Genomic DNA, 26,704 nt, shown 5'->3' with positions numbered 1-26,704 from the left:
CGGTAGCGCCTATCATTGAGATAGGAAACAGCAATCAATCAAAAATCATTTTAGCTTATAGGTGACAATGTCACTTTTGTATTCATCTCAGTCCTATTCTCTCTTCGAGAGTTCACACTATTAGCCTAGATATTCATGGTAAGGTGTTGAGCTAAATTTCTATTCGCTTTTTCGCGAGGCAGCATGGTTGAGCAGGTAGAACAGCAATATTTACATCGAGGCATTGTGCTAACCGCGTGTATGTTAGCGACCTTTATGGCGGCTATTGAGGTAACGATAGTGTCGACGGCCATGCCCACGATTATTGGTGACTTAGGCGGTTTCTCACTGCTGGGCTGGGTATTTGCTGCATATCTATTAACACAGGCCATTTCAATTCCTATCTATGGTCGACTCGCCGATCTTTATGGTCGCAAGCGGATGTTCTATATCGGCGCCTCGCTTTTTTTATTGGGTTCGGTGCTGTGCGGTTTTTCTCACAATATGCTGTGGATGATCGTTTTCCGTGCGATTCAGGGGATGGGCGCAGGGGCGATCACCCCGATTGCATTCACCATCGTTGCAGATATCTATTCACCGGCGGAACGTCCAAAAATACAGGGTTATCTCTCTAGCGTCTGGGGCGTATCGGCTATCGTAGGCCCGTTGATGGGGGCGTTTATTGTTCAGCACTTCAACTAGGCACTGGTTTTCTGGGTTAACGTTCCTATTGGTATCACGGCGATGTATCTGCTGTGGCGCTATTTCCCCGAAACGGTACATCCACGGCAGCATCCTATCGATTTTGCCGGTACGTGTTGGCTAACTATAGCGGTGGCCTCGTTGCTGGTTGCGCTCTTACAGGCCGATATACTGAAGTACTGGGTGTTCCCATTGCTATTACTCTTTGTCGTCGCAGCTTATTTTCTGCTACGGCAAGAGAAAAAAGCCCCCGAGCCCTTATTCCCGTTGGCGCTCTGGCGGAATAACGTGATCGTCGCGGGTAATATTGGCGGGCTTATTGTCGGCGCATCCATGATGGGCGTTGCCGCATTTCTGCCTACGTTTGTGCAGGGCGTGATGGGGGGAACGCCGTTAGAGGCGGGCACCACGTTAGCCATGATGTCAATCGGCTGGCCGTTGGCTAGTACCCTTAGCGGGCGGATGATGTCGCTAACGTCCTATCGTACGACAGCAATGTTAGGCAGCTTTCTGCTTATCGCCGGAAGCTTCATTTTACTCATGCAGCAGCCGGATAGTGGCTTGCTATGGGGGAGAGTGGCTGCCTTTGTGATTGGCTGCGGTATGGGGATGACCAATACCACATTTCTGGTTTCGGTACAGAATGTTGCGCCCGCTAATATGCGAGGAATTGCACCGCATCAACGGTGTTCACCCGTATGCTAGGTTCAGCGCTTGGCACTGCCATTTTAGGTGCGACGCTCAATCTCAACCTCGATTGGCGCTTGCCGGATATCCATGATCCGGTCCAGAAACTCATGAGCATGCACCAGAGTGGCATACAGCCAGATGGCAATATGGTCAATTTAACGACTCAGGTGGCGGCATCTATCCATTGGGTGTTTATCGTCGCGGCAATATTGTCGTTGTTTGCTTTAGTCACTGCGTGGCTCATTCCGGCAAAATTAAAGCCTGAAAGTGAGACCTGCGTGGAATTTGATGGCGAATGCTAGGGACAAAAAAGGCTGCCATGAGGCAGCCGTTTCGAGATAACGCTGATAATTAGTGAGTAGCCGGTGCTGGCGCGCTGTCGTCTTCAGCGCCGCTAGTGCGCTGATAGATGATCTTCTGCGTGTCATTTTCGCAGTGACCCACAACCTGACCACCGCTTGCTTCAGCCTGATCGTTCGGCACAACGTCCAACGTAAAGCCAGACTCAGGTACGCCATTTTTGATGATTTTTTGGCTAATATCTGCTTTGACTGTCTCACAGGAAGCCTGCGCAGCCAGTGGAATAGCACTCAACAGCATGATGCCAAGCAATAATTTCTTCATGAAATATCCTCCAAGGATCCTTGCAAAAGCGTTTAAACTTAATGCTTATGGATTAAGCGGTCGTCCGGTATTTCTATCTAAACAACGTTGGGTATTCGGTTCCCAGTACGCATTAACGTTTAGGCTTTTTTCACATGAGTCTTGCAAATCTACAGCTGTGTCGAACTTGTCGAACTGCTTCTCAACGCGGGTATTAACTTTATTGCGCAGAGAGCGGGTATCGTCCCATTGTTCTTTCTGCTGACGAGCATCTTCTTTTGTCAGGGAGTTATCCTGGCCGCCGCTAGAGCCAAAGACACAGGTGCTGCCTGACGCACAAGAATCGGCTAAAGCCGTGGCCTGCCAGCCACCGATCATGATCGCTACGGCTAAAGGCAGCCATCGAGCGGCCATTTGCAATTTATTCAGTTGCAATTTATTCAGTTTCAATTCGCTATCCTCTTTTCACAATAACCGTCTTTCAGGCCATCATTCTCGATATGAAGACACTATAGCACTCCGTCAGTTCCGCTGATAGTTTGCGAAAATGTTGGTTTCAGTACGGTTTAGTGCGAAAACAGAAGTTTACAATGTCGTGAAATTTAGCCGCGGTAGACTGACAGCGGGGCAAAAGACTGACTGACCGGCATCATTTCAATGGTATTGATGTTGACGTGTGGAGGCAGAGTAGCGACCCAATACACGGCTTCAGCAATATCATCTGCGCTTAATGCATTGGCATTCTCGTATGTTTTCCCTACGCGCTCATCATCGCCTTTAAAACGAACGTTTGAAAACTCGGTACCGCCGACCAGTCCAGGTTCGATATCGCTAACCCGCACTTGGGTTCCGTGTAGGTCTGCACGCAAACCAAGACTAAATTGCTTAACAAACGCTTTTGTCGCACCGTACACATTGCCACCGGCGTATGGCCAGTTAGCTGCCGTCGAGCCGATATTAATAATATGACCGACGTTGCGTTCAACCATATTGGGCAAAATAGCCCTAGTCATGTTAACCAAACCTTTGGCATTCGTGTCGATCATGGTGTCCCAATCATCAACATTTGCTTTATGTGCAGGCTCTAAACCTAAAGCTAACCCCGCATTGTTAACTAAAACATCGATACTACGTTTCTCTGCCGGAAGACTCTCTAACGCCTGCTGTATGGCCGCTCGGTTGCGAACGTCGAGTTGCACGATAGTTAATGCATCACCCAATTCGTCTTTCAACGTTTCGAGACGGCTTAAACGACGACCGGTCGCAATCACCGAATGTCCGTTCTTGATAAATTTGCGCGTTATCGCCTCACCGAATCCAGCGGTGGCTCCGGTTACAAATATATTCATACTCAATTGCCTCGTTAATTTAGCGAAAGAACAGGCCTTTCAATCTACCAGAAGCGAGCTAAATTGCCATGACACGGGGCAGGATAATGACGTGCATCTATACTTGAAAATACGGAACATTCCTAGCCAAAATATAGGCAGAACAGGGAGTTATTCCATTGAGAACCGGTTGCAGATTTAGTACTATCGCCATTCATATACGTACACGATATAACAATCGCTTTAAATTGAAATGGCGATATATTATTTGTTTAAGAGCAATGTCAGCTAATGTAATTATGAGTTTGTATGGGAAATCCTATGAGTCTTGAGCAAAAAAACGGTACTGATGAGATTGATCTGCTTGACCTGCTATTACAGTTATGGAACGGAAAGAAAACAATCATTGCGGCTGTTTGTATTGCGATCGTTTTGGCTATTGGATATCTAGCCGTTGCAAAAGAGAAATGGACATCGACAGCGATTATTACGCCTCCGCAGCTAGGCCAGCTGGCGGATTATCCTACGGCTGTGGCCGTTATTGACCCTAGCAATAGCAAAGATATAAGCAATGATGTGTTTGCTAACTTTGTATCCCGTGTTTCAGCTGAAACACTGACGTTTCTGCCAGAAAAACCCTTGGAGATTAAGCCGACAACCTCCGGGAGCAGAGATTCATTTACCGTGAGCTTTAGCGCTGAAACGGCGAAGGACGCACAGAAATCATTGGTTACCATTTTAAATAAAGTTAACAAGCAAACTTCCAGCAGCTTTTATTCAAATGCTGAGAAGGCATTGGCAGTGAGAATGCAGGCCATTAATACTGCATTAGATTCTCAGGTAAAAACGGCTGAGGAGAAAAAAGCACGTCGCTTAAATGCCTTATCGGAAGCATTGAAAGTTGCAGAAGCTACAAACACTAAGAGCGTAGCTGTCAAAGAGGTCACCGGACTTTCTGATGAAATGCTATTTATGCTGGGTGAGCCTGCGTTAAAAACAATTATTGCCAATGAAACTTCTTGGCCGTTGTATTTAAGTGATAGCTATTACTCTAACCGAGAAACATTACAAGCGCTGCGCGAGATTAAACTTAGCGATAGCGGTAATGATAAATTCGAAGCATTTTCATTCTCACAACAGCCGTCATTGCCAGTCATGAAAGACGCACCGAAAAAATCGTTAATATTAATCCTATCCGTATTACTAGGTGGTTTGATCGGTAGCGGAATTGTATTGTGCAAGGGACTTATCCGTAATATAAAAGAGAAGCAAGCGGCTTAACGGTAAATTAGAATTAACCTACGAGGGCGGCACATCAAGAAAACGTGGTGTATCGCCCTCGATTGTTTCTAGAGGAAGAAGGATATCGATGTTTAGCATTACGCGCATAGGAAAAATGGACAACCCACTTTATAAAAGTGTAGATGAACTCTATGAAAGTGCTTTTCCTTATCATGAAAAGCGAGATGAAAGGGCGAAGCAGGCAGCGCTTGATAACCAGAAATACCATCTAAATGCTTGGCATCATGATAATGTATTTGTTGGGTTTATTGGATATTGGAAGTTTAAAGACTATGTCTATATCGAGCATCTGGCAATTAATCCAAGCTTGCGCTCTCAGGGATATGGCAAAAAAGTTCTAGAATGTTTTATGTCTCAACCCCCGCAGACAATCTTAGAAATAGATCCGTTGACGACCGAAATTGCGAATAGGCGTTTACGTTTCTACCAAAGTCTTGGGTTTGTTGAAAACAGCTATTCCCATACTCATCCAAGCTATCATTCAGAGATTAACGACCATGAATTAGTGGTGCTGAGCAGCAAAAAAATTATTACCAATAGTCAATATGTGACTTTCCTCAATGACTTACAAAACGTAGTCATGATCTTAAACTGATCACCTTATATTTATATCTGCAAAAGAGCCTACCTCTCTAAAAATGTGTGCATAATCCTAAGGTTGCTCAATCGCCTTGGGAGCATTGTCACGGTAATCGCATCCCACTCATTGCTACCCTTATTTAATTACATGAACTTTCCTGCGCATCAGCATGATTGATAGCAAAGGGTAATTAATTAAACCAGGAAAATAAGGAATAGGAATGTATTCTTTGAAAAAGTGCGCGATTGCTTTATCCATTAATATGGCATTAATCTCAACGGGTTTTACCTGCACGACATTTTTAGCGGGCAATGAGGCCACGGCAGATGGTTCTATTATTATTGCACGTAGTGCGGATAGTGATGCATTAAAGGCGCAGCACTTTGTTATTCATCCTGCAAAACAGAATCAGACAGGGGTATACAGTACTAAAGCACATAATGGTGCGAATGATTTTACCTATCCTTTACCGAAAGATTCATTACGTTATACAACGGTGCCTAATTGGAAAACACAGCTGCATGGCGCGACTGGATTTAATGAAGCCGGTGTTGGCGTGAGCGGAACCGAGTCTATATTCGCATCACCTAAAGCGCTTGCTTTTGACCCTTATGTTGAAGAAACAGGGATTACTGAGGACGATATCCCGGATATTTTGCTGTCACAAACCAAAACTGCACGCGAGGCGGTGAAGTTACTGGGGCATATTATTGAAACCAAAGGGGCAGGTGAGGGATTTGGCGTTGCCGTGGTAGATGAGAAAGAATTGTGGTATTTAGAAACGGGGTCTGGCCATCAGTGGATGGCACAGCGAGTGCCGAATAATCAATACTTTGCTACCGCCAACCAAGGACGATTACAAAACTATGACCCTAAAGATCCTAACGTTATGGGGTCAAAGAATCTGGTTGAATTTGCAGTAGAAAAGGGGCTTTATCAGCCTAAAACAGACGGCAAATTTAATTTCTCTAAAGCCTACACCCGCGATGATGAGCGCGACCGGACTTATAACGATCCGCGTGTTTGGACAATACAGAAACAGCTAAACCCGTCGGTTAAGCAAGTTATGGCAGAAGGGCGACAGTCTCCGGTTTTCCTAACACCAGAAAAGAAAGTTACGCTTGATGAAGTTAAAGCCATTCTGCGTAATCACTACCAAGGCACCAAACACGATCCGTATTCGAACGGGCTAAATGGTAAGGAAGAGTGGCGACCAATCAGCGTATTCAGAACCTATGAAGCACATGTGATGCAGGTACGCCCCGAGTTACCAAAAGAAATCGGTGAAGTGACTTATGTGGGATTAGGAATGGCTGACCTAACGGCGTTTGTTCCTTATTACAGTGGGCTGACGTCTTTCCCTGCTAATTATGCCACCGGCTCGGACCACGCTGACAGCCAGTCGATCTACTGGAAGTATCGCAAACTACAAACATTGGTCATGACGGATTACCCGAAACTTGCGCCGGTCGTCCAGAAAGCATATCTAGACTGGGAAGCGAAAGTTGCGGATCAACAAAAAGAAACTGAGGCACAATATCTAAAATTGGCGAAAACAGATAAGGCCGCAGCCGATAAAATGCTAAATGATTTCAATCTTCGTGTCATGGCAGATGCAGAGAAACTTACCGAAGATCTTACCAATGAAATTTTCACCATCCGCACCAAAGATATTCAGTCTGACATTTTCTTTGCCAACAAAGCGAAGAAGGATTGATGATATACGGATAGAGCGTTCTTGAATGAAGAGGCCCAATCATCAGATTGGGTTTCTTGTTAGATATTGCTTAATTTTCAGCATCCAAGTGAAACTGATGCAATATCCGATGAGCAATAGGTGCCAGCACTAATCCTAAGGTTGTCATAAATACTAGGCTGGTAAACATCCCATAAAACGCAAAGAAGACCTTTCCGGCTAAGCTTTGAGGAATAAAATATGGGCCAATGCCATTGGCGATAAACGCGCTGTTTAATGTCGCATCATGCCAATTGATATTGGTATCAAAAACCATGTGTCCTACGACGCCAATAAGTAATGTAGTGATTATTAGAACAAGAGCGCCACCAAAATGTAGTGAGAGACGTTTTAAAAACGCACCAAGTGAAATCACGGGCATATTTTTTGATTCATACATATTGATAAGCTCCTATTGGTGATGGTGTCACTATTGTAACGATTTTGAGCAGCCTTGCTCTGAACCTCAGCTCAACAGCTTAACTTACATTTATCATTAGGCTCGAAGAATGTGCCCGAAAATTTGTCGGGTTAGGTACGCCGGCGGCGTATTAGCAGATGAGTCCAACCATGGCCAAAAACCTTTAAATTCTACCTATCCTTACTATGGTTCGTATAATGTATATTATGTTAAATTGAGTATCTGACTGATAAGGCATCCAAACAGCATTTCCCTACCCCTCACTCATTTGCTCCTTGTTGCATACTTATTTCGTTTAACTTAGCCTCGCTGACCCTCGAAATCAGTAGATTAGATTTTGGCGGCGCTCTGTGAAATCTAAAAAAGTATGGGTACATCAACCGCCTAGAATTTACAGAGCGCTACCAATACTGAAATCAATTCTCATGGGTTTTATCAATCTTGATGCCTGTCTCATCGCTGACATTATCATGATGACTTGGTTATGGCTGACGCAAGTAAACATGAGTTTCGGTGTACTTAATCACAATTGGTGAAAGCAGCGCTAGCGCTACAACGTTAGGCAAAACCATCAGGCCATTAAACGTATCTGCCATATTCCAAATCAGATCGACCTTAAACACAGATGAGCCAAACAGCGCGCACAGCATTAAGGCTTGAAATATACGCAGTGATAACGGGGAGCCAAAAAGATAGCGAATATTAGTTTCTGCGTAGTAGTACCAACCAATAATCGTAGAGAAAGCGAAAAACATCAGGGAAACAGTGATAAACACCCCACCCCAATAGCCAAAAATCAGCGTATACGCATATTGCGTTACTGCGATACCTGTCCCATGTTTCCCCATGAACGGTAAAAACTCTGATACCGGTAGTCCTTGTAAATCCAACATTTTCAGCCCAGTGCTGACTATCGCCAATCCGGTTAATGTTACGATCACGCAGACGGTAAACACCCCTGTCATGGCAATGAATGCCTGATCCTCTGGATTTTTAACTTTTGCTACGGCATGAGCATGTGGTGTGGAACCCATTCCCGCTTCATTCGAGAACAATCCGCGAGCAATACCAAAACGTGCAGCCTGCTGAATTGAAACTCCAATCGCACCACCTAGTGCGGCCTGCGGATTAAACGCAGCAACGACAATCATATGTAATGCAGGAAACACATAGTTATAGTTAAGCAATAAAATAAGCACGGCCCCAATCACATAAACCGTTGCTTTCAGCGGCACGAGTTTTTCATTTAATGCTGCAATATAGTGCAGTCCTCCCACCACAACCAAGCCAACGAGTATCGCGATGCACAATCCCACAATCCAGGTACTGATGCCAAAGGAGAGATGAAAAGCATTCGCAATAGAGTTAGATTGCACCATATTACCAACAAGGCCTAAAGCCAGAATATTGAGTACGGCAAAAATTATCGCTAACCATTTCATTTTCAATCCATGCTCGATGTAATAAGCAGGCCCCCCTACAGCTTGCCCGTTGCGATCGGTAGATTTAAATTTCTGCGCCAATATAGCTTCAGCATAAATAGTCGACATGCCTAAAAATGAGGAAACCCACATCCAAAAAATCGCACCAGGCCCACCCGCCATTATTGCGGTTGCGGGTCCAGCCAAATTGCCTGTCCCCACCTGCCCTGCGATGGCAGTCGCCACGGCTTGAAAGGAACTCATGCCAGACTTCCCCGCTTTTTCTCCTGATAGCGAGACACCTCTAAAAAGGCTGATAATCCCAACTTTAAAACGGCTGATTTGTATAAATCGTAAACGGATCGTGTAATAAACACCTATACCGCAAAGGAGTACAATCAATAAATAGTCCCATAAGATTTTATTAATGGAATTGATGATGATCTCTAACTCATTCATAATAAACACCTAATATTTATGGATGCGAAGGATAATTGAAAAAAACTCACGATCGGCACTACGCCGATGCGAAGTCTTATGCTGATAGGTAGGTTATTGAAAATTAAGTGGGATAATACAGATTTAGGCTGTACAAAAGTTACCTGCAATAAAGCGGTTTTTAGGCTGGGTAGAGAGACTGCACCACAGTCATTAATATAGCGTCATTGTTCTGTGATGAGATGGTTATAGATATAGCGCTGTAGAATCATGATACCCATTCTCCATTCTGGTATCTGAAGTGCGGAGATTGTATGAACTATAAAAATATACACCCTATTTCCAATAAAAATATGTGACCATATCCATAAATACACATATATCCGACCCGAGTTTTAATAGCGAAGATGGGTAATTTTGTGCATTTTAAATAAGTTAATACATAAAATCACGATGTAAGAAAAATCGTATAACAACAAACCATCAACGAGTTATTGATGAGTTCTATAAGTAAATGTTAGATTGATCTAAATCACAAAAAGATAAGTATTAAAAAAATCAATTATTTTAGCTAACACTCATCACAGTTTAACCTTAGCTAAGCAATTATATTTAAAGCATACAACTAACCATGCCTTGGCGTTGAGCACTAACTTTCTGGAGTCGATGATGTTATTTAACACGTTATATTCCCTGCTAAAAACACTTCGCTGACTTACCCTATCCTACTGCGGCGCAGTAATTAACCTTGATTTTTCACGATATTTATATCGCTACCCATCATTCAATAATACCAATAAAAACCACTCCCAGTTTGTGCTGTGCTCATGGCATCTACCTCAATTTGCTCAGCCAATACAGGAGTCTCTATGAATCAAAAACCTGACGTCATAACACAGTATGACATCGTTATTATTGGTGGTGGCCCAGCAGGACTTAGTGCGGCGATTTATGCTGCAAGAGCCCGTTTAAAAACATTGGTCATTGAAGAAAAACGCCAAATGGGTGGCCAATGTAGTACCACCGCTGAGTTAGAAAATTATCCTGGTATATTGCAAGACAGTGGTCATGGTTTGATGGATAAATTCCATCAACATGCCGTTCACTTCGGCGCTAAATTTCAACTAGGCAAAGTGATATCACTCAGCCTTAATAAGGATGGACAAGAAAAGGTCCTCAAACTTAAAGACGGTGCAAGCATTATCAGCAAAGCCGTTATTATTGCCACAGGTACTCGGCCACGCACATTAGGTATTCCCGGAGAAAAAGAATTTGCGGGGCGCGGTGTTTCTTATTGTGCAACCTGTGATGCCGACTTTTATACTGACCTAGATATTATTGTTGTTGGTTCTGGCAATACGGCTATTGAAGAAGCGGTATTTCTCACTCGCTATGTCAATCAAGTTACGCTCATTGTTATTCATGCTGAAGGACATTTAGATGCGGATCTGATTGCTAAAGAGCAAGCATTCTCGAATCCTAAAATTCATTTTATCTGGAATAGCGTGGTCACGGCCATTATCGGCGATGAGTTGGTACAGCGTGTGGAAATTAAAAATGTTAAAACAGGCGTCACTCGTCTTGTTGAGACCAACGGCGTATTTATGTTTGTAGGCACCGTTCCACAAACAGATTGGCTTGAACCGCACAGAAAACAATTGCCGCTGACTTCTGCGGGCTATATCAAAGTCAATACTCAGCAAGAAACCCTGCTGCCTGGCATTTTCGCCGTGGGTGATGTGTGTCAGAAATTCCTTCGTCAGGTCGTTACCGCCGCTGGTGATGGTGCCAGCGCCGCCGTGGCAGCCAGTCAATACATTGAGCAAGAAGATTTTTGGACGCACCATATTCTGCAATCAGAAAAATGCTCATTAGTACTGTTCTGGTCACCGTTGCAACCTGAAAGCGTAGCGTTAATGACTGAGCTCGAATCACGTACTCACGATGATTCACACTGGCAGTTAGTCCCGATCGATACCTACAAAAACCAGCGTTTAGCTAACCGTTATCACGTTTGTCAGCTACCGACGCTAGTGGGCCTAGAGCGCGGCAAAGAAACGCGGCGTTTCGAACATCCCAATGAATCAGAACTCAGCGAGTTATTAGAGGAGTCACTCAATGCTTGAATTGAATAAAGATAACTTCACTGAACAGACCGCTAACGGACTTGTTTTAGTCGATTTTTGGAGCGAAAACTGCACCCGATGCAAAGAGCTAATGCCCGATATACATCAGCTTGCAGAAAAATACGCCAACAAAATGACATTTTGCAGCTTGAATATTCAGGGGAATCGCCGCTTGGCGATGCAGCAGAAAGTGATGGGACTACCCTCCATCGTCTTTTATCGAAATGGCGAGCGTATACAGCATATCAGCGGGGAAACACTCGACCGGGAGCAAATTGAACAGGCAATAACAACACTTTTGGCTTAGGTCTGCATTGACCTTTAAGCCTTGACTCTAAGCGTTACTTACAACAACTGGAGGTTATAAGTGGATTTAAAAAGCAAGAAAATCATAATACTAGGTGATAGAGATGGTGTGCCAGGCCCTGCAATCGAAGCCTGCGTGAAGTCGGCAGGCGCAGAGGTCGTGTTCAGCACAACGGAATGTTTTGTCTGAACCAGCGCCGGAGCAATGGATCTGGAAAATCAGCGTCGTATTAAAGCACTGACAGAAAAATACCCACCACAAGATTTAGTCGTAATTCTGGGTGGCGCAGAAGCTGAGGCATCTGGTCTGGCATGTGAAACTGTCACTAACGGCGATCCGACTTTTGCAGGCCCTCTGGCTGGAGTTCAGTTGGGACTCCTGTGTTATCACATCGTTGAAGATGAAATTAAACAGGCCGTCAGCAATGACGTTTATCAACAGCAGGTTGGCATGATGGAGATGGTTCTCGATATCGATTCTATCGTTGCGGAAGTGAGCCAATACCGAGCGCAATACTGTAAGTACCTTAATCAATAGACGTTCCCCCAACCGGAACGGTGGCTTTGCGTGGATGAATCAGGCGCAAAGGTTCGCGTGGTTGGGGTCACCATCCAATATTGGGAGTATTTTATGGGACATGCAGTGATTCTGAATACGGGCTACATTTTGGCTCACGCACCAGATTTGCTGGTTTGGCACGGTTCTACCGCGCAACAGATACGGGAGCAACAACCTTCTCACCCATATCTTGATGAGATGAATCACCACCTGCGCAACTTTGAACACGCCGTCAACTATCCGCCAAATCAATGCTACATCGGCAATATTTCGCCACCGCAGCTATCAGCAATAGCGATGCCGTGGTGTGCTTGCAACAAACCAATGAACGCTCGGGCTGAGTCTGGCGAGATCTTCACTCAAGAGCTGCTCTATGCCCTACTTAACTACGTAGACTCATTTGAACTAACCGCATGGCACCCAGATTTTGTTGCCCGCACCGCTGAACTGATTGAGCAACACCCAAAGATGTCGAGTCTGCCGATTTTTGACAAAGCGATTTTACTCAATGACGAAGAACTGTATGACGCGGTCGCTAATCATCATGCGGCGGGGCTTTATCTCGGGAAAGCGCTGGTTGGGTGTGTTAAAGCCGCGCACGATACGGATATTAATCTTAGTGCGCATGTCATGTTGGAAAATCTCGTGACAAAAGCGACTGCGGTCATGGCTGGTTGGCAAATCCCCATGCCACAGCTGGAACAAGTTGAGTATGTTATCGAATGTTCTGAAGAGGCAATTGGTGACATCAATCAGCGCGGTGGCGGTAACCTTGCCAAAGCAATCGCAGAGAGTCTTGGCTGCCAAAAGGCGACAGGGATTGATATGCGTGGTTTTTGTGCCGGCCCTGTGCATGCTGTTATTAATGCTGCTGCGTTAGTACAAAGTGGGATCTACCGACATGTGCTAGTTATTGCCGGTGGCTCTGTCGCCAAACTGGGTATGAACGGACGCGACCATATCAAGCATGAAATGCCGCTGCTGGAAGATATGCTCGGCGGTTTTGCCCTGCTGATTAGTCAAGATGACGGGATCAGTCCACGGATAAACACCCATGTGATTGGCCGGCATACCGTCGGCACCGGCTCTTCACCACAGGCCGTGATGTCTTCACTGATTTCTCTTCCCCTCAAAGCCGCAGGTATGACATCGCTAGACGTGGATAAATTCAGCGTCGAAATGCAAAACCCTGAAATTACCGATCCTGCTGGTGCAGGCAATGTCCCAGAAGCCAACTACCGCATGATAGCGGCTTTAAGCGTACTTGAAGGCTGGATTGAACGCGCACAGATACCCAACTTTGTTAGCCAACACGGCATGCCGGGATTTGCGCCAACGCAGGGACATATTCCGTCGGGAATACCCTACATTGGGCATGGTATACGCGCCATACACGCGAATGAAATTAAAAACTTTATGGTCGTTGGCAAAGGAAGTCTGTTCCTAGGACGTATGACCAATCAATTTGACGGCGTGAGCGTATTGATCGAAAAAAACACCGGCGTAGACGATCTAGCCAGCCCTGTAGATGGGCAACCGTTGGCCACCATGCTCGCCGATGCGATGCGTAAAGTGGCGGACACATTAGATAGCGCGCGGGAGGAATAGCATGACATATACCTCCTTTTCACAGGCTTTACGTGATGTCGCCGATACGTTAAGCAGCAAAGCCCCACGGATGAAAATAGCCCTTACCGCGCTAGGCAGTGAGTTACCCAACAGCGATCTTATGCAAGCCGCTAGCGATGTTCTAGGAAACATTGATCCCGTCATTATTGGCCCAGAAGGACTGGAAGGATCCATCCATCATCATGCGAACACGCTGGCTCAAGCTCATCAGATTATGGAAAGACTGCTGGCTAACGGTGACATTGATGGCGCGGTAACGCTGCATTACAACTTTGCACTAGGCACCACGACGGCAACACAGATCCACTCCGTTGCCAGCGGTCGCCGCATGGTTTTGTCCAGCACCACGGGCAGCAGTGACGCTCGTCGAGCTGATGCATTGGTGAAAAATGCACTGGCAGGTCTGGCTGTTGCTGATGCGTTAGGCATCTCACACCCAACGCTTGGGATACTGAATGTCGATGGTGCCCCTGCCGCTGAGCGCATTCTGCAACGCCTAGCGCTTACGGGATTTCCCATCAATTTTGCCGCCTCTTCTCGCGCTGACGGCGGAGCCTTAATGCGAGGCAATGATCTCATCCGCGCAATCCCGAATGTGATGGTTTGTGACACTCTCACCGGGAATTTGCTCATCAAACTGTGGAGTGCTGGCCTGAGCGGTGGTGAGGTTGAAACCACGGGCTGCGGCTATGGCGTAGGACTCGGCCCCCACCAACACGCAATAGTCTGCATTATCTCACGAGCCAGTGGCATAGCGACGATTGCCGGTGCTATGCAGTTCTGCGCCCAAATGGCACAACGTGAGGTCATAAAACGGTGGCAAGCACGTTGGCAGCATGCCCAACGCGTTGGTATCGAACAGTTATTAACCCGTAACGCTGTCGTTGACGATCCATCAAGCACGTCCACGCTAAACACACAGGATAGCGTGCCGACTCCCGTGAAAACCGTCGTTGATGATGAGATTCATGGAATCGATATTTTGCAGTTGGATCAGGCGCAGCGCTGTCTTTGGCTGCAGGGTATCTATGCAGAAACAGGCATGGGCTGTACGGGACCCGTGCTGATGATACACCACCAAAATCGTGCGGACGCACTTAAACATTTACGCACATTTCTGAATTAAGGAGCCAACGATGAAACTGGAACTTGGCACTATACATATTGATCAATTAACGTTTGGTGAGCAGACGCAGTTACAAGGCGCTCATCTACAAATTAACCAGCAGTCCCTCGAGACCTTTATTTATTCTTTGCATCCACACATTATCGAAGTGGAAACCGCGATTGCAAAACCCGGCGATAACGTTCGCATCATGCCGGTCAAAGATGTTATTGAACCGCGAGTTAAGCTTTCTGAAGGTGCTTGTTTTCCCGGCTTTATCAGCGGCGAAGAAAGTATGGTCGGAGGTGGAAAAACACTAGCGCTCAAAGGAATTGCGGTGGTGACAACCGGCAAGGTTGTTGGTTTTCAAGAAGGAATTATTGATATGAGCGGCCCTGGTGCCGCCTACACGCCCTACTCAACGTTAACCAATCTGGTGCTACGCATCGAAGTGAATGAGCACTGCAATCAATACCAACACGAAGAAGTACTACGACGTGTCGGCTTACAAACTGCGCGCTGGGTTGCTGAACAGGTTAAAAATGCCCCCATTGAACACAGCCAATTCTTTGAAACACTGCCGTCTGCTGAACAGCGGGCGCAATTTCCCTTACTCCCTGCGGTCGGTTACGTATATATGTTGCAGAGCCAGGGGTTACTCCACGACACTTATTTCTATGGCATTGATGTTAAAAATATTTTACCCACATTAATGTATCCAACCGAAACCATGGATGGTGCCATTGTGAGCGGGAATTGCGTCTCTGCCTGTGACAAAAATACCACCTATAGCCACCAAAATAATCCCGTCATCGATGCACTCTATCAACGCCACGGGAAAGATCTCAACTTCATGGGGGTTATTGTTACCAACGAGAATGTGACGTTAAGTGACAAAGTTCGCTCATCAAACATGGTGGCAAAACTGGCTGAGCAGATGGGGCTACAGGGCGTCATTATCACTGAGGAAGGTTTTGGTAATCCTGATGCCGACCTAATGATGAACTGTCGCAAGCTTGAAACTATCGGCATCAAAACCGTGTTGCTCACCGATGAATATGCTGGGCGTGGCGGAGAGAGCCAATCACTCGCGGATGCACATCCCGCAGGTGACGCGGTGGTCACCGCAGGCAATGCCAACCAGCTCATCACCCTGCCGCCCATGAAACATCTTATTGGCCATAACGTTTATGCCAACATGATTGCCGGGGGATTTGACGGTAGCTTACACGAAGATGGCAGTATCACCGTTGAACTGCAGGCTATCACGGGTGCAACAAGCGAACTGGGTATTCATACCCTTTCGGCGCACAGTGGATAAGGAGCAAAAGCCATGAGCCTACGTATTTTACATTACATCAATCAGTTCTTTGGTCAGAAAGGCGGTGAAGAGGCCGCCAATCTTCCTCCTGAAATTCATGACGGGCCTATCGCCATCGGTCAACAAATGCAAAAAATGTTGTCCGACGATCATCAAATTGTCGCAACTATTATTTGTGGCGACAGCTATTTCAATGAAAACCTTGAAGAAAGCAAAAAATTTGTGCAGGCCGCACTGGAACAATATCAACCTGATCTTGTTGTTGCAGGCCCTGCATTCAATGCTGGCCGCTATGGTATGGCCTGTGGGCAAGTTGCCCAGATAGCGGCTGAAATGGGCCTCACGGTTATTAGCGGAATATACCCTGAGAATCCGGGATACGAACTTTATCGCCCTTGGATGTATGCCGTAGAAACGGGCAATAGCGCAGCTAGTATGCGCACTGCGCTGCCTGCAATGGTCAACTTGATTAAACGCTATATCGAAACCGATGGAAAACTTGGTAGCCCAGAGGAAGATGGCTATCTGCCGCGCGGCGTGCGTATTAATTATTTTGCCCAAAGCAACGGCGCACAGCGTGCCGTTCAGATGCTGACGAAAAAACTGCATGGCGAACCGTTTACAACCGAATATCCCATGCCGGTGTTTGACCGTGTTCCTCCACAGCCACCCGTTACCGATATGCCCCATGCCACCATTGCGCTAGTGACCTCCGGTGGCGTCGTACCTAAGGGAAATCCAGATCACATCGAGTCATCAAGCGCATCTAAGTTTGGAGAATATTCATTAGAAGGCGTTTCTGTACTGACATCGCAAACCTATGAAACCGCTCACGGGGGATATGATCCGGTTGCCTGCAACGATGACCCAAACCGCGTGTTGCCGGTAGACGTATTACGTGACTTAGAAAAAGAAGGCGCGATTGGCAAACTGTATTCCCATTTTTACGCCACCGTCGGCAACGGTACGTCCGTGGCTAATGCGCGCAAATATGGCGCTGATATCGCGATGCAGCTGCAAAAAGCAGGAGTTACCGCGGCCATACTTACCTCAACCTGAGGCACTTGTACTCGTTGCGGCGCAACGATGGTTAAGGAAATAGAAAAAATCATGCCGGTGGTTCATATCGCGACCGTGGTGCCAATTTCACTCACGGTTGGGGCAAATCGTATTGTGCCCGCCGTAGCAATACCTCACCCGCTGGGGAATCCGAAGTTAGATGCAGAAGGTGAGAAGGCACTACGCCGTCAGTTGGTGCTTAAGGCATTGAAAGCGCTGGAAACTCCGATTGATGAACAAACTGTTTTTTAATTGATAGCCAATCTCCCTTTGGTTGCAACACAAACGCTAAAGGGAGATACAACACAAGGCCCATACGATGAACGCTCCTTACATCATTTCCAACAATCCGGCGGTGTATGCAAAGTATGGTGAATCAGCGCATGGCGAATTATCGCTGTCAAAACAGGAGGGATACTTACAGGTGTTACTGGCTGCACGTAATGCGATCCATCAGGGGCATCATCTATTAATGCATCCTGAAAGCGGCAGCGTAAAACCCTATCAAACGCCCTATCGTTCGCTATTACTTGAAGTCAACGACACGCTGGATATGGACTCACTGTTGATGATTGAACAAGCCATTGCCCGTTTTCAGGGTTTTATAGAAATGCGGGCGATTCCACAACAGCACCATTATTCACAGGAGACGCTGCAGGATTTTCAAACGATCGATCTCAGTTTAGTGACACAAGGCTTTGTTCAAACGATGGAAAAAACCTAGCAATTGAACATCTGTCCGTCACGTCTGGAATAGCAAAAATAATATCGCCTGTGTGGAAGTCGATGAGATCTGGTGGTCTCTGCGGTCCTCAAAACCGTTGTCAGCCTATCGGCTGTGGTAGGTTCGATTCCTGCCGCTTCCGCCACCCTTCTTAAAGCTCGGCGCGACCGAGCTTTGCAATAGTGAGTGCGCGATGATTCAACATACAAAACAGCCAGTAAACATCGACGATAACATTGAGAATGCAACGTTTAGCTTTAGAGATATTCCGCAGATCGAAAAGTTGATGCAGCAAGAGAATATTGCATCGTTTATTACGATACTTAGCCAGCCGATCGTCACTGCGTTAGTACGAGAACAAACCGAACAGTTTCGATTGCGCCTCAAAAACGGCGAAGTCTCAACCCTTAAGCAGCTTGAAAATAAAATACTACAAAGCTTAAGACACACAGCGTCGCAACGCTTACAGCCGGTGATTAATGCCACGGGCATCATGATTCATACCAATCTTGGTCGCGCGCCGATTCCTGTGGATGTCTGGCGCCAAGCCGAGGACAAAGTGTGTCGCTATTCTAATCTAGAGCTCAACCTTGCTCTGGGCACGCGTGGTAACCGCATGGGGCTATTACCCTCACTGCTGAATGAGCTCTGCGCTTCACCTGCCAGTTTGCTGGTGAACAACAACGCAGCCGCACTTACCCTCATGCTGATGGCGCTGGCTCAAGGTAAAGAAGTGCTCGTTTCGCGCGGCGAACAGGTTCAAATCGGAGGTGGCTTTCGTATCCCCACAATTCTTGCCTGCTCGGGTGCCAAACTGTGCGACGTTGGCACCACGAATATCACCACCGTGGATGATTATCTCGCCGCGGTCACGGAGAATACGGCCGCAGTATTGTTGGTTCACACCTCCAATTACTATATTGAAGGATTTACCTCGCAGCCTGACATACGTGAACTGGTTTCACGACTGCCAGAGCATGTACAGGTATGGGTCGATCAAGGTTCCGGTAATCAAGAAAACTGGTTGCCTGGTGAACGCAGCGTCGCGTGGTATTTAGCTCAGGGCGTAGATTTAGTCTGTTTTTCAACGGATAAAATGCTAAACAGCACCCAAGGCGGCGTGATTGCTGGACGGCAAAAACCGATCGGTCTGATGGCAAAACATCCGCTAATGCGTGCTTTTCGTCCAGGGAAAACCGTGTACGCCCTACTTGAAGCTCAGCTCATCCACCGGCTCAATCAGCAAGACGAAGGTCAAGATCGCTTACAGCAATTGCCACATCGGCCACTCGATTGGCATCTGGCCCGTGCGCAGCGGCTGTGCGCGGGGCTCAGCGAGGAGTTCACGCCTATAAAAGCCCGTTGTTTGGTTGGCGGTGGTACCACCCCACGCAAACAGTTTCCCACCTATGCCGTACGCTTACCCAATTGGCATTCGGCTGCAGACTGGCTCGATCGCTTACGCTTAGCGAAGACGCCAATAATTGCTGTTTCACAAAAGAAAAGTGCGTTGCTGTTCCCTATATCACTGCTGGAGAGCGAATTTAGTGAAGTTAACGCGATCCTGAAACAGGAGATGAATTTATGCTTGCAGTAGTTGGCACCGCTGGTCACGTCGATCATGGCAAATCAGCGCTTTTGCACGCGTTAACCGGCTCTCACCCTTCGCATCTGCCACAAGAGTTTTCGCGAGGAATGACCATTGATTTAGGCTTTGCCTCACTATCTACCGCCGAAGATGACGAAATAGGCATGATTGACGTACCAGGCCATGAGCGGTTTTTACGTAATATGGTTAGCAGCCTGTGGGGATTAGATTTAGTGCTGTTTGTGGTTGCTGCCGATGAAGGCTGGGCTGCGTTGACACAGGAACATCTGCGGGTAGTCAACGCGCTAGGTCTTAAACATATCATGGTCGCCATCAACAAATGTGACTTGGCCAACGAGCAGCAGATCCAACGTATCGAAGAACAAATACTACAAAAATTTCTTGATCAAACCGATACGCTGCCGGATATCTGGAGAGTGAGTTGCAAAACGGGCGACGGCATTGATGACCTTCGCAGGGCAATTATTCAGCAAGTGCGCCAGATACCGGAATCTAAACCTCTCAGTGCGTCACCACATCTTTATATTGACCGTGTCTTTTCCATCAACGGCATCGGCACCACGGTGACGGGAACCTTACGAGGCGGAGGCATAAAGCTTGGCGACGTTTTGACGCTATATCCTAGCGGTCAAAGTGTGAAGGTAAAATCACTCCACAGCTACCACAGTGCTCGTGAGCAAGTCGAACCGCATCGACGTATTGCCCTAAGTTTTCGCCAGTTAAAAAAACAATCTGTCGCTCGTGGCGACTGCCTAACCACCCACACTGCGGATGTAAGCAATAGTTCAGAGTGGATAGTACAACTGCGGCCAGAGTTTAGTGAAATGAAAAAACAGTGTGTGCTTGAGGTTGCCATTGGAACCACACACACGCAAGCCCGCTGTTATTTGCTGGGTGACGGAACATTGGCGCGCCTTTTATTGAGCAAAGCATTGCCGGCGTTTTGGGGGCAATGGATGCTGCTCATGTCTCCCGGCGGTAGCCACCTCATTGGTGCGGGCAGATTAATCTGGGCACATGCGCTATCCCGCGAACAGCGCCCTCGATTGCTCAAAACCATGATGGAAGACACCAGTGACGATAGCAAACAAATGCACTGCAACATCTCTACGGCCATGAACGGTTATACACAAATTGATGATGGGCTATTTCAGCCGCCGAACTGCCGTCTAGTTGAGACCTGGTGGGTTGCTCAACATCACTATGAATATTGCCTGAATGAACTCAACAGCCTCCTACAACATACTGAGTCGGCCGTGAACGTTGAAGATATGGCACAACGGGTTCACTCTCCCACCTCACTGATCGAGGGGCTAGTTGAGCAACAGTGTCAAGCGAACCTTTGGCAGCGTCATAGCAACGGAATTACGCGATTTGGAATCAAAGCCAACGCACTTAATGCCGAACAGCAAGCCTTATATCACGAAATTAATCTCACAGGACGCCGCTGTTTTGACGCAAACCAGCATAAGCAGCCCCGCATGCAGCATTTATTGAAAACGTTGATGGAAAGAAAATGGATTATCCCCATGGAGGACAAACTGTTTATTACCGCTGAAGAATATCAAACGCTGATCGGTGAAATTATCGTGTATGGTTCTGTTGGTGAGACATTTACTATTGCTCAGGCGCGAGATAAAACGGGCTTAGCCCGCAAACAGCTAATCCCTTTACTCAATAGAATGGAACGTGATGGTTGGGTAAAACGTGTTGGCGACTTAAGAATGATTCAAAAACAGTATTCCAACACAAAATAATCATCTTAATTATTCCAGCCTCACCACTGTGAGGTGGGTTAATGGGCCCGCATGTTATTATTCGTACGCATCCCCTATTGTCTTTATTATTGGCATTTCAAAAACTGATCTCCATGCATGCTATAGTTAAAAAAAGAGTGCTTATCAAAGCACTCTTAAACAAGACAAGTCTTACAATTATAGTGGCACATAACATGGTTAATCTAATGAGTTAGGTATGTGATAAATTAATACATCATTATCTAGCATAGAACCTTCGCCATTAGTCAATAACTCAGACTTTCTCCCGAGATCATAATAACAATTACTACAAACAACGAGATCAAAATCTGATTGCATTTTTAAAACACTTTCATAATATACGGTACTATATGTGTAAATAACTGTTGCTGGATAGCCAATATCCGTACTTAAACTTTTGTAAAAAAGACTAGCCTCGGAGAGAAATATGTTTTTATACCCCTCAAGCGTTGATGAGTCACATAATGCAAAGAGTTCTGGTTCATAGATTTCTAAAACAATGGAAATTCGTGAGCCATAAGGCTTGGCAATAGATATAGCTAAGTCAAGTAAAGCCTCTGAACCTTTGCTACAAATATCTAGAACCAGTAAAATATTATTATATGACATTACTAGTCGTCATTTTATAAAAATTTAATAATGAAAAATGTGACTTTATTTAGAACTGATAATTTAAGGCAACAGCAACCATATTGTCTGTTGCAATATGCGCATCCCTTGTGAACTGATTATCATGGAGTAAATTAATTTGATAGTCAGCATAGGCATACATGTTAGAGTTAAAATAATAAAACGCCCCGATGTTGATATCTTTATAAACGTCTTGCGCACCGTAGCCATCTATTTTAGTGCCACGAGATTGCTGATAGCCGATCGATGGGCGAAGGCCATTATCAAACGCATATTGAATGACGGCTTCAACGTTCTGAGACTCATCAGCAAAGCCGTAAGCGGCACTATTCGTTCGACCAAAACGTGTCGCATTATATGCCTGCGTATATATCACAGCTGCATAAAATGGCTCACTATCGTATTTCAGCCCTACACTATAGGCTTCAGCATTACTACCACGACCAATAATGTCGCTATTTTTAGAACCATTTTGCTCATCGGTTCTTTTTACATTAAAGAATGCCCCTGATATGCTAACACCGCTGCCAATGTCATAATCCACCGACATACCAAAGCCATCGCCATTTTGAGCTAAAACATCACGCCCATTATTCTCCTCACTTGGCCCACCGTTACTATTGATGTATTGGATCGCAAACTTCAGGTCTTCATTTAACCCGAAGAAATCATTGTTTCGATATGTGAGCAAACCGTTAGAACGTTGGAACATGAAGTTGTCAGCACCATACGTATTCCCACCAAATTCCGGCATGACATCAGTCCACGCCGCCACATCATAGAGAACACCATAGTTTCTCCCATAGTCGATGGAGCCATAATCCAGCAACTTCAGCCCAGCAAATCCCACACGAGTGAAGTTCTTGTTGTCTTCACTTTCCGCTCGGTTGAGATTGGCCTGATATTCCCATTGGCCGAATCCTATCAACTGTGAGTTAATTTGCGTCTCTCCTTTAAAACCGAAACGCAAATAGGACTGATCACCGTCAATTCCGTTGTCGCCAGAGAACCAATGCATTGCATCGAATCGACCATACAAATCCAATTTGTTGCCATCTGAATTGTAGACCTCGGCCGCATTAGCCGAGGCAAGACACGCTGAAATCGCACTTAGACCTAAAAATACCACTGCGTTTACTTTCATCTTTTTCTACTCCTACTCTACAAAGATTGATTTTTTTGTTTGCGCTTATGCACTGATCTGATGTCACTTCCCTTGATGCAACCTTTCCCTATGTATACATATAGCGTGCTAATAATTTACTCACGTTACATATAACAAGCTAATGATCCTGATCAAAGTTTGCCGTCTTTAATCACGTAAAATTCATTTCTATTGGATGGTTTGACTGCTTCTAAAAAATTCTAAGTGGTTTTATAGGTGTGTTTTTGATGAAAAGAAGAGAATTAACAATCGTCGTTAGTGTGGTGATTTTTTTTATTGTGGTCATAGCCATATCATTACTTTTTCGAGCCTATAGCAGTGATGTGTGGCTACAGGGAGAAGTTGATGCCCCAGAAGTCATTGTTTCCTCTAAGGCTAAAGGAAGAGTAATAGATCGTTTTGTTCAGCGCGGGGATGATGTTGTCAAAGGCCAGAACCTAATCTCATTGGAAAGCCCTGAACTTGTTTCCCAACTAAAAAAGTATGAAGCGTTAAGAGACCAAGCCAAATCAAATTTAGCTATGTCGCAAAATGGGACTCGTGAAGAAGAGATCCGTTTTGCAAAAGCGCAATTACTGGAGGCAACACAGAATTTTAAAAAATCAGAGATGACCTATCAAAGGATCGCCAAACTCTTTCCGCAACACTACGTATCTAAAGATGAGCTAGATGAATCATTCCGTAACCAAGAATCTGATAGACAGAAATTAAAATCAGCTAAATCATTGTTAGATGAAGCACAGAATGGAGACAGAATTGAACAACGGCAGGCTTATGAAGCGACTTTGCGTGCAACCGAGCACGAACTGAATGAAACGGCGGTCATTGTGAAGGATTTATTAGTGACTTCTCCCATCAACGGGGAAGTTGGTACGATGCCTGCCGAAGAAGGCGATTTATTAAATGCCCTCTCTCCTCTTTTAGTTTTAATTGACCTCGAACAGTCATATTTCGTGTTTGATATTCGTGAGGATATCCTATCCGGTATCCATAAAGGCGATAATGTCAGTCTACGCATCCCTGCGCTAAACGAAAAAGTAGTTACGGCCCAAGTGAGATATATTTCTCCACTTGGCGATTTTTCGACAAAAAGAGCCACGCGAGCGACCGGCGATTTTGACTTAAAAACATTCGAGATCAGATTGTATCCATCAGAATCCATTGAAGGGCTACGCCCAGGGATGAGTGTATTATGGTTATGGAAACTATAAAAACCAATCTTGGAATATATTTTTATTTATCAATAAAGGAAATAAAAATAGCGTTTAAAAAACCCATATACCATTGGCTATGCTGGATTTTTCCTTTGTTGTTATTCACACTGCTTAATGCAAGTTTTTCCAGTGGAACACTATTAGATATTCCTGTTGCCGTGGTCGACATTGATCACAGCCCGTTATCAAAAAGAATCACACGTGAGCTTAATGCTGCATCTCATGCACAGATAAAATCCTTTAATGATAATTTGGAACAGGCAAAGTTGGCTCTTGAACATGGCGATGTTTATGCCGTGCTGTATATTCCTTTTGATCTTGAAAAAAATGTTCTAGCAGGAAAAAGTCCAAGCGTTCTGTTTTTATACAATGCGCTTTTCTATGCCTCAGGTAGCTATTCATCTCAGGATTTTTCAGGACTGATATCTGAGATTAATAGCACTTATCGCCCTATCGTGAATGCCCAGAATGAGCACCAAGGAATAAAACTATCCGCGCTTCACCTCGTTTATAGCAGTCTTTTCAATCCAAGCGGGAGTTTTGTTTATTATCAGCAATTCGCTGCAACAATACATCTTTTACAACTGTTTGTTATAACGACAACTATTTATATTCTCGGGGGGACGCTAAAAACAAACTCAATTATTGGCTTCAATATGATGATTATGTGCAAAATCATTCCATATACAGTGATATTTACACTATTGCTCGTTGTTGAGTTGGCGATACTCATCACTCATTCTGGCGCCAAAGTGAATGGAAATCCGCTCTATATTATATGCGTTGGCTTCTGCTATGTTCTTGCAGCTCAAAGTTTAGGGTTAATTCTCTATACCCTCACGCCGTCAACAAATATGGCGTTTACTCTGATTGGGTTACTGGTCAGTATTGCACTAAGTTTCTCTGGTTTGGTAATGCCGGAGTTTTCACTGACGATTATTGGAAAAGTAATATCTGAAATGGAGCCGCTAACCCATGCGTTAAAAACGATGTTTGATATATTCTTACGTCATATTTCAGCACAAACAGTGCTGAAATCATGTGCAATACTCACTATTTACCCCATCATAACTTTTATCCTTATTCGTCGCAGACTTTATCTTAGAATTAAACGAAATCCTAGAGGTCACTATGCGTGAGTATTACCATACTTTCTACCATATATTCATGCATTTGATAAAAAAGCCATTGTGGTTGCTAGTTTTGGTCTCTTTGCTCATGATGAGTTTGGTTTATGGAAATCATGTCTGGAAACTACCCGTTGGATTAGTTGATTTAGACCACTCCAATATGAGTCGTGCGCTAGCGCGAAAACTCAATGCTATGTCGAGATTGGAGATCATCCATTACCCTGTCGAACTGGAAACAAGAAAGGATCTGGCAGACAAGAAGATCTTTGCTGTCATTATTCTTCCCAAGGATACGGAAAAAAATACGCTTAATGGTAAAGGAATCTCGATTCAAGCCTATGGTGACGCAACAAACCGCTTGCCTAATGGGTTAATTCAGAAAGATATACTGTCTGTATATGAAGATACTATTTCAAATTATAATAAAACGCTGGCTATGAAAAATAACTGGAGTGATAAAGACTTCGCTTCATATGAACAGCCCATCAGCGCATCTCTGGTAGAGCTGTATAATGCAGGGATCAGTTTTTCTGCCATTATTTTCCCAGGGCTTGTATCAATGATACTGCAACAATCGCTTCTGGTTGCCTGCGTGACAATTACTTTAGGGTTAAAGCGCCGAGATGGCGATTTAATGCTATTCAGTGAGTACATGGGCGGCGTGAGCGCAACGTTTCCTATATGGATCATATTATCGCTTGTGGTTTATGTCATTCTTCCAAATATCTTAGGCTACAGGCAAACCGCCGACATTCCGAGTCTAATAGCCGTCACAATTCCTTTTATCTATGCGGTTATTGGCCTTAGCCGAGTGATCACCGAGTGTCTTCTTCACTCGGGATTAATCTACCTTACACTCCCTTTTATCACTCTTCCGGTATTTTTTATCTCTGGAACTATTTGGCCACTTCAGGCAATGCCATCTACTGTCCGTTTTATTTCCTATATGCTGCCGTCAACGTGGGCCACAAAAGCAATGGCCGGAATGAACCAGATGTCTATGCCACTTGCGGACGTCACAAAAGAAATCGTTATCCTTATTATTCTTGGAAGTCTTTATTTGGCCATTGGCGAGTTTGTATATAGAAAAAGAAACCGTTTACGGTTTCGGTTCATGCAAAGAAAGATATAAATTAACAAACAAGGAAAA

At 45.2% G+C, this 26,704-nt stretch carries 23 protein-coding genes, 1 tRNA gene and 1 pseudogene; 18 read left to right on the top strand and 7 right to left on the bottom strand.

The features are described from left to right. Positions 1 to 183 precede the first annotated feature (183 nt). Positions 184 to 1,673, top strand: a pseudogene (locus BN1044_RS21760) (MDR family MFS transporter). A gap of 49 nt (positions 1,674 to 1,722) precedes the next feature. On the opposite strand, the gene BN1044_RS21755 reads toward BN1044_RS21760, so the two are convergent. The 3 genes from BN1044_RS21755 to ydfG all read right to left on the bottom strand — a co-directional run bounded on the left by BN1044_RS21755 (position 1,723) and on the right by ydfG (position 3,323). Then, the gene (locus tag BN1044_RS21755) at positions 1,723 to 1,995 is read right to left on the bottom strand and encodes a DUF1161 domain-containing protein (protein ID WP_072310437.1); all 273 of its coding nucleotides are present in this window, start codon (positions 1,993 to 1,995) and stop codon (positions 1,723 to 1,725) included. A gap of 45 nt (positions 1,996 to 2,040) precedes the next feature. Beyond that, entirely contained in the window at positions 2,041 to 2,388 is a 348-nt protein-coding gene (locus BN1044_RS21750) for a DUF1283 family protein (RefSeq protein ID WP_175421637.1), read from the bottom strand. Between the two features lie 188 nt (positions 2,389 to 2,576). Further along, entirely contained in the window at positions 2,577 to 3,323 is a 747-nt protein-coding gene (gene ydfG / locus BN1044_RS21745; RefSeq protein ID WP_072310436.1) for a bifunctional NADP-dependent 3-hydroxy acid dehydrogenase/3-hydroxypropionate dehydrogenase YdfG, read from the bottom strand. Between the two features lie 300 nt (positions 3,324 to 3,623). On the opposite strand from ydfG, the gene wzzB reads away from it, so the two are divergent. The 3 genes from wzzB (at position 3,624) to BN1044_RS21730 (ending at position 6,901) form a co-directional block, all read left to right on the top strand. Continuing rightward, the gene (wzzB, locus tag BN1044_RS21740) at positions 3,624 to 4,583 is read left to right on the top strand and encodes an LPS O-antigen chain length determinant protein WzzB (protein WP_072310456.1); all 960 of its coding nucleotides are present in this window, start codon (positions 3,624 to 3,626) and stop codon (positions 4,581 to 4,583) included. An 88-nt stretch (positions 4,584 to 4,671) separates the two neighbouring features. Next, a complete protein-coding gene (locus tag BN1044_RS21735) occupies positions 4,672 to 5,199 on the top strand; it encodes a GNAT family N-acetyltransferase (protein ID WP_072310435.1) in 528 nt (175 codons plus the stop codon). A 205-nt stretch (positions 5,200 to 5,404) separates the two neighbouring features. Beyond that, on the top strand, positions 5,405 to 6,901 hold the full coding sequence (locus BN1044_RS21730) for a C69 family dipeptidase (protein ID WP_072310434.1): 1,497 nt from the start codon (positions 5,405 to 5,407) through the stop codon (positions 6,899 to 6,901). A 70-nt stretch (positions 6,902 to 6,971) separates the two neighbouring features. Here the strand turns inward: BN1044_RS21730 and BN1044_RS21725 are convergent, their stop codons facing one another. After that, entirely contained in the window at positions 6,972 to 7,319 is a 348-nt protein-coding gene (locus tag BN1044_RS21725; RefSeq protein WP_072310433.1) for a hypothetical protein, read from the bottom strand. Between the two features lie 503 nt (positions 7,320 to 7,822). Continuing rightward, complete coding sequence (locus BN1044_RS21720; RefSeq protein ID WP_072310432.1) at positions 7,823 to 9,220, bottom strand: alanine/glycine:cation symporter family protein; 1,398 nt, start codon at positions 9,218 to 9,220, stop codon at positions 7,823 to 7,825. Positions 9,221 to 10,068: 848 nt separating this feature from the next. Between BN1044_RS21720 and BN1044_RS21715 the strand changes: the two genes are divergently transcribed. The 11 genes from BN1044_RS21715 to selB all read left to right on the top strand — a co-directional run bounded on the left by BN1044_RS21715 (position 10,069) and on the right by selB (position 21,394). Beyond that, on the top strand, positions 10,069 to 11,325 hold the full coding sequence (locus BN1044_RS21715; protein WP_072310431.1) for an FAD-dependent oxidoreductase: 1,257 nt from the start codon (positions 10,069 to 10,071) through the stop codon (positions 11,323 to 11,325). Beyond that, on the top strand, positions 11,318 to 11,632 hold the full coding sequence (locus BN1044_RS21710) for a thioredoxin family protein (protein WP_072310430.1): 315 nt from the start codon (positions 11,318 to 11,320) through the stop codon (positions 11,630 to 11,632). Before BN1044_RS21715 ends, BN1044_RS21710 begins: the two co-directional genes overlap by 8 nt. Positions 11,633 to 11,692: 60 nt before the next feature. Next, on the top strand, positions 11,693 to 12,169 hold the full coding sequence (gene grdA / locus BN1044_RS21700; RefSeq protein WP_081329647.1) for a glycine/sarcosine/betaine reductase complex selenoprotein A: 477 nt from the start codon (positions 11,693 to 11,695) through the stop codon (positions 12,167 to 12,169). Positions 12,170 to 12,199: 30 nt separating this feature from the next. Continuing rightward, positions 12,200 to 13,798 (top strand): glycine/sarcosine/betaine reductase complex component C subunit beta, encoded by a 1,599-nt coding sequence (gene grdC / locus BN1044_RS21695; protein ID WP_254663945.1) that lies wholly within the window; start codon positions 12,200 to 12,202, stop codon positions 13,796 to 13,798. Between the two features lies 1 nt (position 13,799). Beyond that, the gene (grdD, locus tag BN1044_RS21690; protein WP_072310426.1) at positions 13,800 to 14,945 is read left to right on the top strand and encodes a glycine/sarcosine/betaine reductase complex component C subunit alpha; all 1,146 of its coding nucleotides are present in this window, start codon (positions 13,800 to 13,802) and stop codon (positions 14,943 to 14,945) included. Between the two features lie 10 nt (positions 14,946 to 14,955). Then, positions 14,956 to 16,245 (top strand): glycine/sarcosine/betaine reductase component B subunit, encoded by a 1,290-nt coding sequence (locus BN1044_RS21685; protein WP_072310425.1) that lies wholly within the window; start codon positions 14,956 to 14,958, stop codon positions 16,243 to 16,245. A 12-nt stretch (positions 16,246 to 16,257) separates the two neighbouring features. Further along, a complete protein-coding gene (grdB, locus tag BN1044_RS21680; protein ID WP_081329646.1) occupies positions 16,258 to 17,556 on the top strand; it encodes a glycine reductase complex selenoprotein B in 1,299 nt (432 codons plus the stop codon). A 67-nt stretch (positions 17,557 to 17,623) separates the two neighbouring features. Next, positions 17,624 to 18,028, top strand: coding sequence for a GrdX family protein (locus BN1044_RS21670; protein WP_072310422.1), 405 nt, complete (start codon positions 17,624 to 17,626; stop codon positions 18,026 to 18,028). A 54-nt stretch (positions 18,029 to 18,082) separates the two neighbouring features. Then, positions 18,083 to 18,173 (top strand) — tRNA-Sec (locus tag BN1044_RS23635). A 48-nt stretch (positions 18,174 to 18,221) separates the two neighbouring features. After that, positions 18,222 to 19,625, top strand: coding sequence for an L-seryl-tRNA(Sec) selenium transferase (gene selA, locus BN1044_RS21665; protein ID WP_072310421.1), 1,404 nt, complete (start codon positions 18,222 to 18,224; stop codon positions 19,623 to 19,625). Beyond that, entirely contained in the window at positions 19,613 to 21,394 is a 1,782-nt protein-coding gene (gene selB / locus BN1044_RS21660; protein WP_072310420.1) for a selenocysteine-specific translation elongation factor, read from the top strand. The genes selA and selB overlap by 13 nt, the downstream gene beginning before the upstream one ends. A gap of 198 nt (positions 21,395 to 21,592) precedes the next feature. Here the strand turns inward: selB and BN1044_RS21655 are convergent, their stop codons facing one another. Then, entirely contained in the window at positions 21,593 to 22,024 is a 432-nt protein-coding gene (locus BN1044_RS21655) for an adenine nucleotide alpha hydrolase family protein (protein ID WP_072310419.1), read from the bottom strand. A gap of 49 nt (positions 22,025 to 22,073) precedes the next feature. Then, positions 22,074 to 23,189, bottom strand: coding sequence for a porin OmpC (ompC, locus tag BN1044_RS21650; RefSeq protein ID WP_072310418.1), 1,116 nt, complete (start codon positions 23,187 to 23,189; stop codon positions 22,074 to 22,076). Between the two features lie 248 nt (positions 23,190 to 23,437). Between ompC and BN1044_RS21645 the strand changes: the two genes are divergently transcribed. Genes BN1044_RS21645 through BN1044_RS21635 form a run of 3 tightly spaced genes read left to right on the top strand, consistent with a single transcriptional unit; the run spans position 23,438 to position 26,686 of the window. Next, positions 23,438 to 24,421 carry an HlyD family secretion protein gene (locus BN1044_RS21645; protein ID WP_072310417.1) on the top strand — a complete coding sequence of 328 codons (984 nt, stop codon included), beginning with the start codon at positions 23,438 to 23,440 and terminating at the stop codon, positions 24,419 to 24,421. Further along, entirely contained in the window at positions 24,403 to 25,563 is a 1,161-nt protein-coding gene (locus BN1044_RS21640) for an ABC transporter permease (protein WP_072310416.1), read from the top strand. The genes BN1044_RS21645 and BN1044_RS21640 overlap by 19 nt, the downstream gene beginning before the upstream one ends. Beyond that, positions 25,556 to 26,686, top strand: coding sequence for an ABC transporter permease (locus BN1044_RS21635; RefSeq protein WP_072310415.1), 1,131 nt, complete (start codon positions 25,556 to 25,558; stop codon positions 26,684 to 26,686). The genes BN1044_RS21640 and BN1044_RS21635 overlap by 8 nt, the downstream gene beginning before the upstream one ends. Positions 26,687 to 26,704 lie beyond the last annotated feature (18 nt).

This window comes from Hafnia alvei (assembly GCF_900095695.1).
Classification (GTDB): Bacteria; Pseudomonadota; Gammaproteobacteria; order Enterobacterales; family Enterobacteriaceae; genus Hafnia; species Hafnia alvei_B.
This window is presented reverse-complemented; position numbering and strand designations above follow the sequence as displayed.

What these genes read in the sequence shown, in the direction of transcription:
- selB (WP_072310420.1), top strand. Translation starts at nt 19,613, where the DNA reads ATGCTTGCAGTAGTTGGCACCGCTGGTCACGTCGATCATGGCAAATCA.
- wzzB (WP_072310456.1), top strand. Translation starts at nt 3,624, where the DNA reads ATGAGTCTTGAGCAAAAAAACGGTACTGATGAGATTGATCTGCTTGAC.
- BN1044_RS21750 (WP_175421637.1), bottom strand. Translation starts at nt 2,388, where the DNA reads ATGGCCGCTCGATGGCTGCCTTTAGCCGTAGCGATCATGATCGGTGGC.
- BN1044_RS21645 (WP_072310417.1), top strand. Translation starts at nt 23,438, where the DNA reads ATGAAAAGAAGAGAATTAACAATCGTCGTTAGTGTGGTGATTTTTTTT.
- ompC (WP_072310418.1), bottom strand. Translation starts at nt 23,189, where the DNA reads ATGAAAGTAAACGCAGTGGTATTTTTAGGTCTAAGTGCGATTTCAGCG.
- BN1044_RS21720 (WP_072310432.1), bottom strand. Translation starts at nt 9,220, where the DNA reads ATGAATGAGTTAGAGATCATCATCAATTCCATTAATAAAATCTTATGG.
- BN1044_RS21710 (WP_072310430.1), top strand. Translation starts at nt 11,318, where the DNA reads ATGCTTGAATTGAATAAAGATAACTTCACTGAACAGACCGCTAACGGA.
- BN1044_RS21655 (WP_072310419.1), bottom strand. Translation starts at nt 22,024, where the DNA reads ATGTCATATAATAATATTTTACTGGTTCTAGATATTTGTAGCAAAGGT.
- ydfG (WP_072310436.1), bottom strand. Translation starts at nt 3,323, where the DNA reads ATGAATATATTTGTAACCGGAGCCACCGCTGGATTCGGTGAGGCGATA.
- BN1044_RS21635 (WP_072310415.1), top strand. Translation starts at nt 25,556, where the DNA reads ATGCGTGAGTATTACCATACTTTCTACCATATATTCATGCATTTGATA.
- grdD (WP_072310426.1), top strand. Translation starts at nt 13,800, where the DNA reads ATGACATATACCTCCTTTTCACAGGCTTTACGTGATGTCGCCGATACG.
- BN1044_RS21755 (WP_072310437.1), bottom strand. Translation starts at nt 1,995, where the DNA reads ATGAAGAAATTATTGCTTGGCATCATGCTGTTGAGTGCTATTCCACTG.
- BN1044_RS21725 (WP_072310433.1), bottom strand. Translation starts at nt 7,319, where the DNA reads ATGTATGAATCAAAAAATATGCCCGTGATTTCACTTGGTGCGTTTTTA.
- selA (WP_072310421.1), top strand. Translation starts at nt 18,222, where the DNA reads ATGATTCAACATACAAAACAGCCAGTAAACATCGACGATAACATTGAG.
- BN1044_RS21730 (WP_072310434.1), top strand. Translation starts at nt 5,405, where the DNA reads ATGTATTCTTTGAAAAAGTGCGCGATTGCTTTATCCATTAATATGGCA.
- BN1044_RS21640 (WP_072310416.1), top strand. Translation starts at nt 24,403, where the DNA reads ATGGTTATGGAAACTATAAAAACCAATCTTGGAATATATTTTTATTTA.
- BN1044_RS21685 (WP_072310425.1), top strand. Translation starts at nt 14,956, where the DNA reads ATGAAACTGGAACTTGGCACTATACATATTGATCAATTAACGTTTGGT.
- BN1044_RS21670 (WP_072310422.1), top strand. Translation starts at nt 17,624, where the DNA reads ATGAACGCTCCTTACATCATTTCCAACAATCCGGCGGTGTATGCAAAG.
- BN1044_RS21715 (WP_072310431.1), top strand. Translation starts at nt 10,069, where the DNA reads ATGAATCAAAAACCTGACGTCATAACACAGTATGACATCGTTATTATT.
- BN1044_RS21735 (WP_072310435.1), top strand. Translation starts at nt 4,672, where the DNA reads ATGTTTAGCATTACGCGCATAGGAAAAATGGACAACCCACTTTATAAA.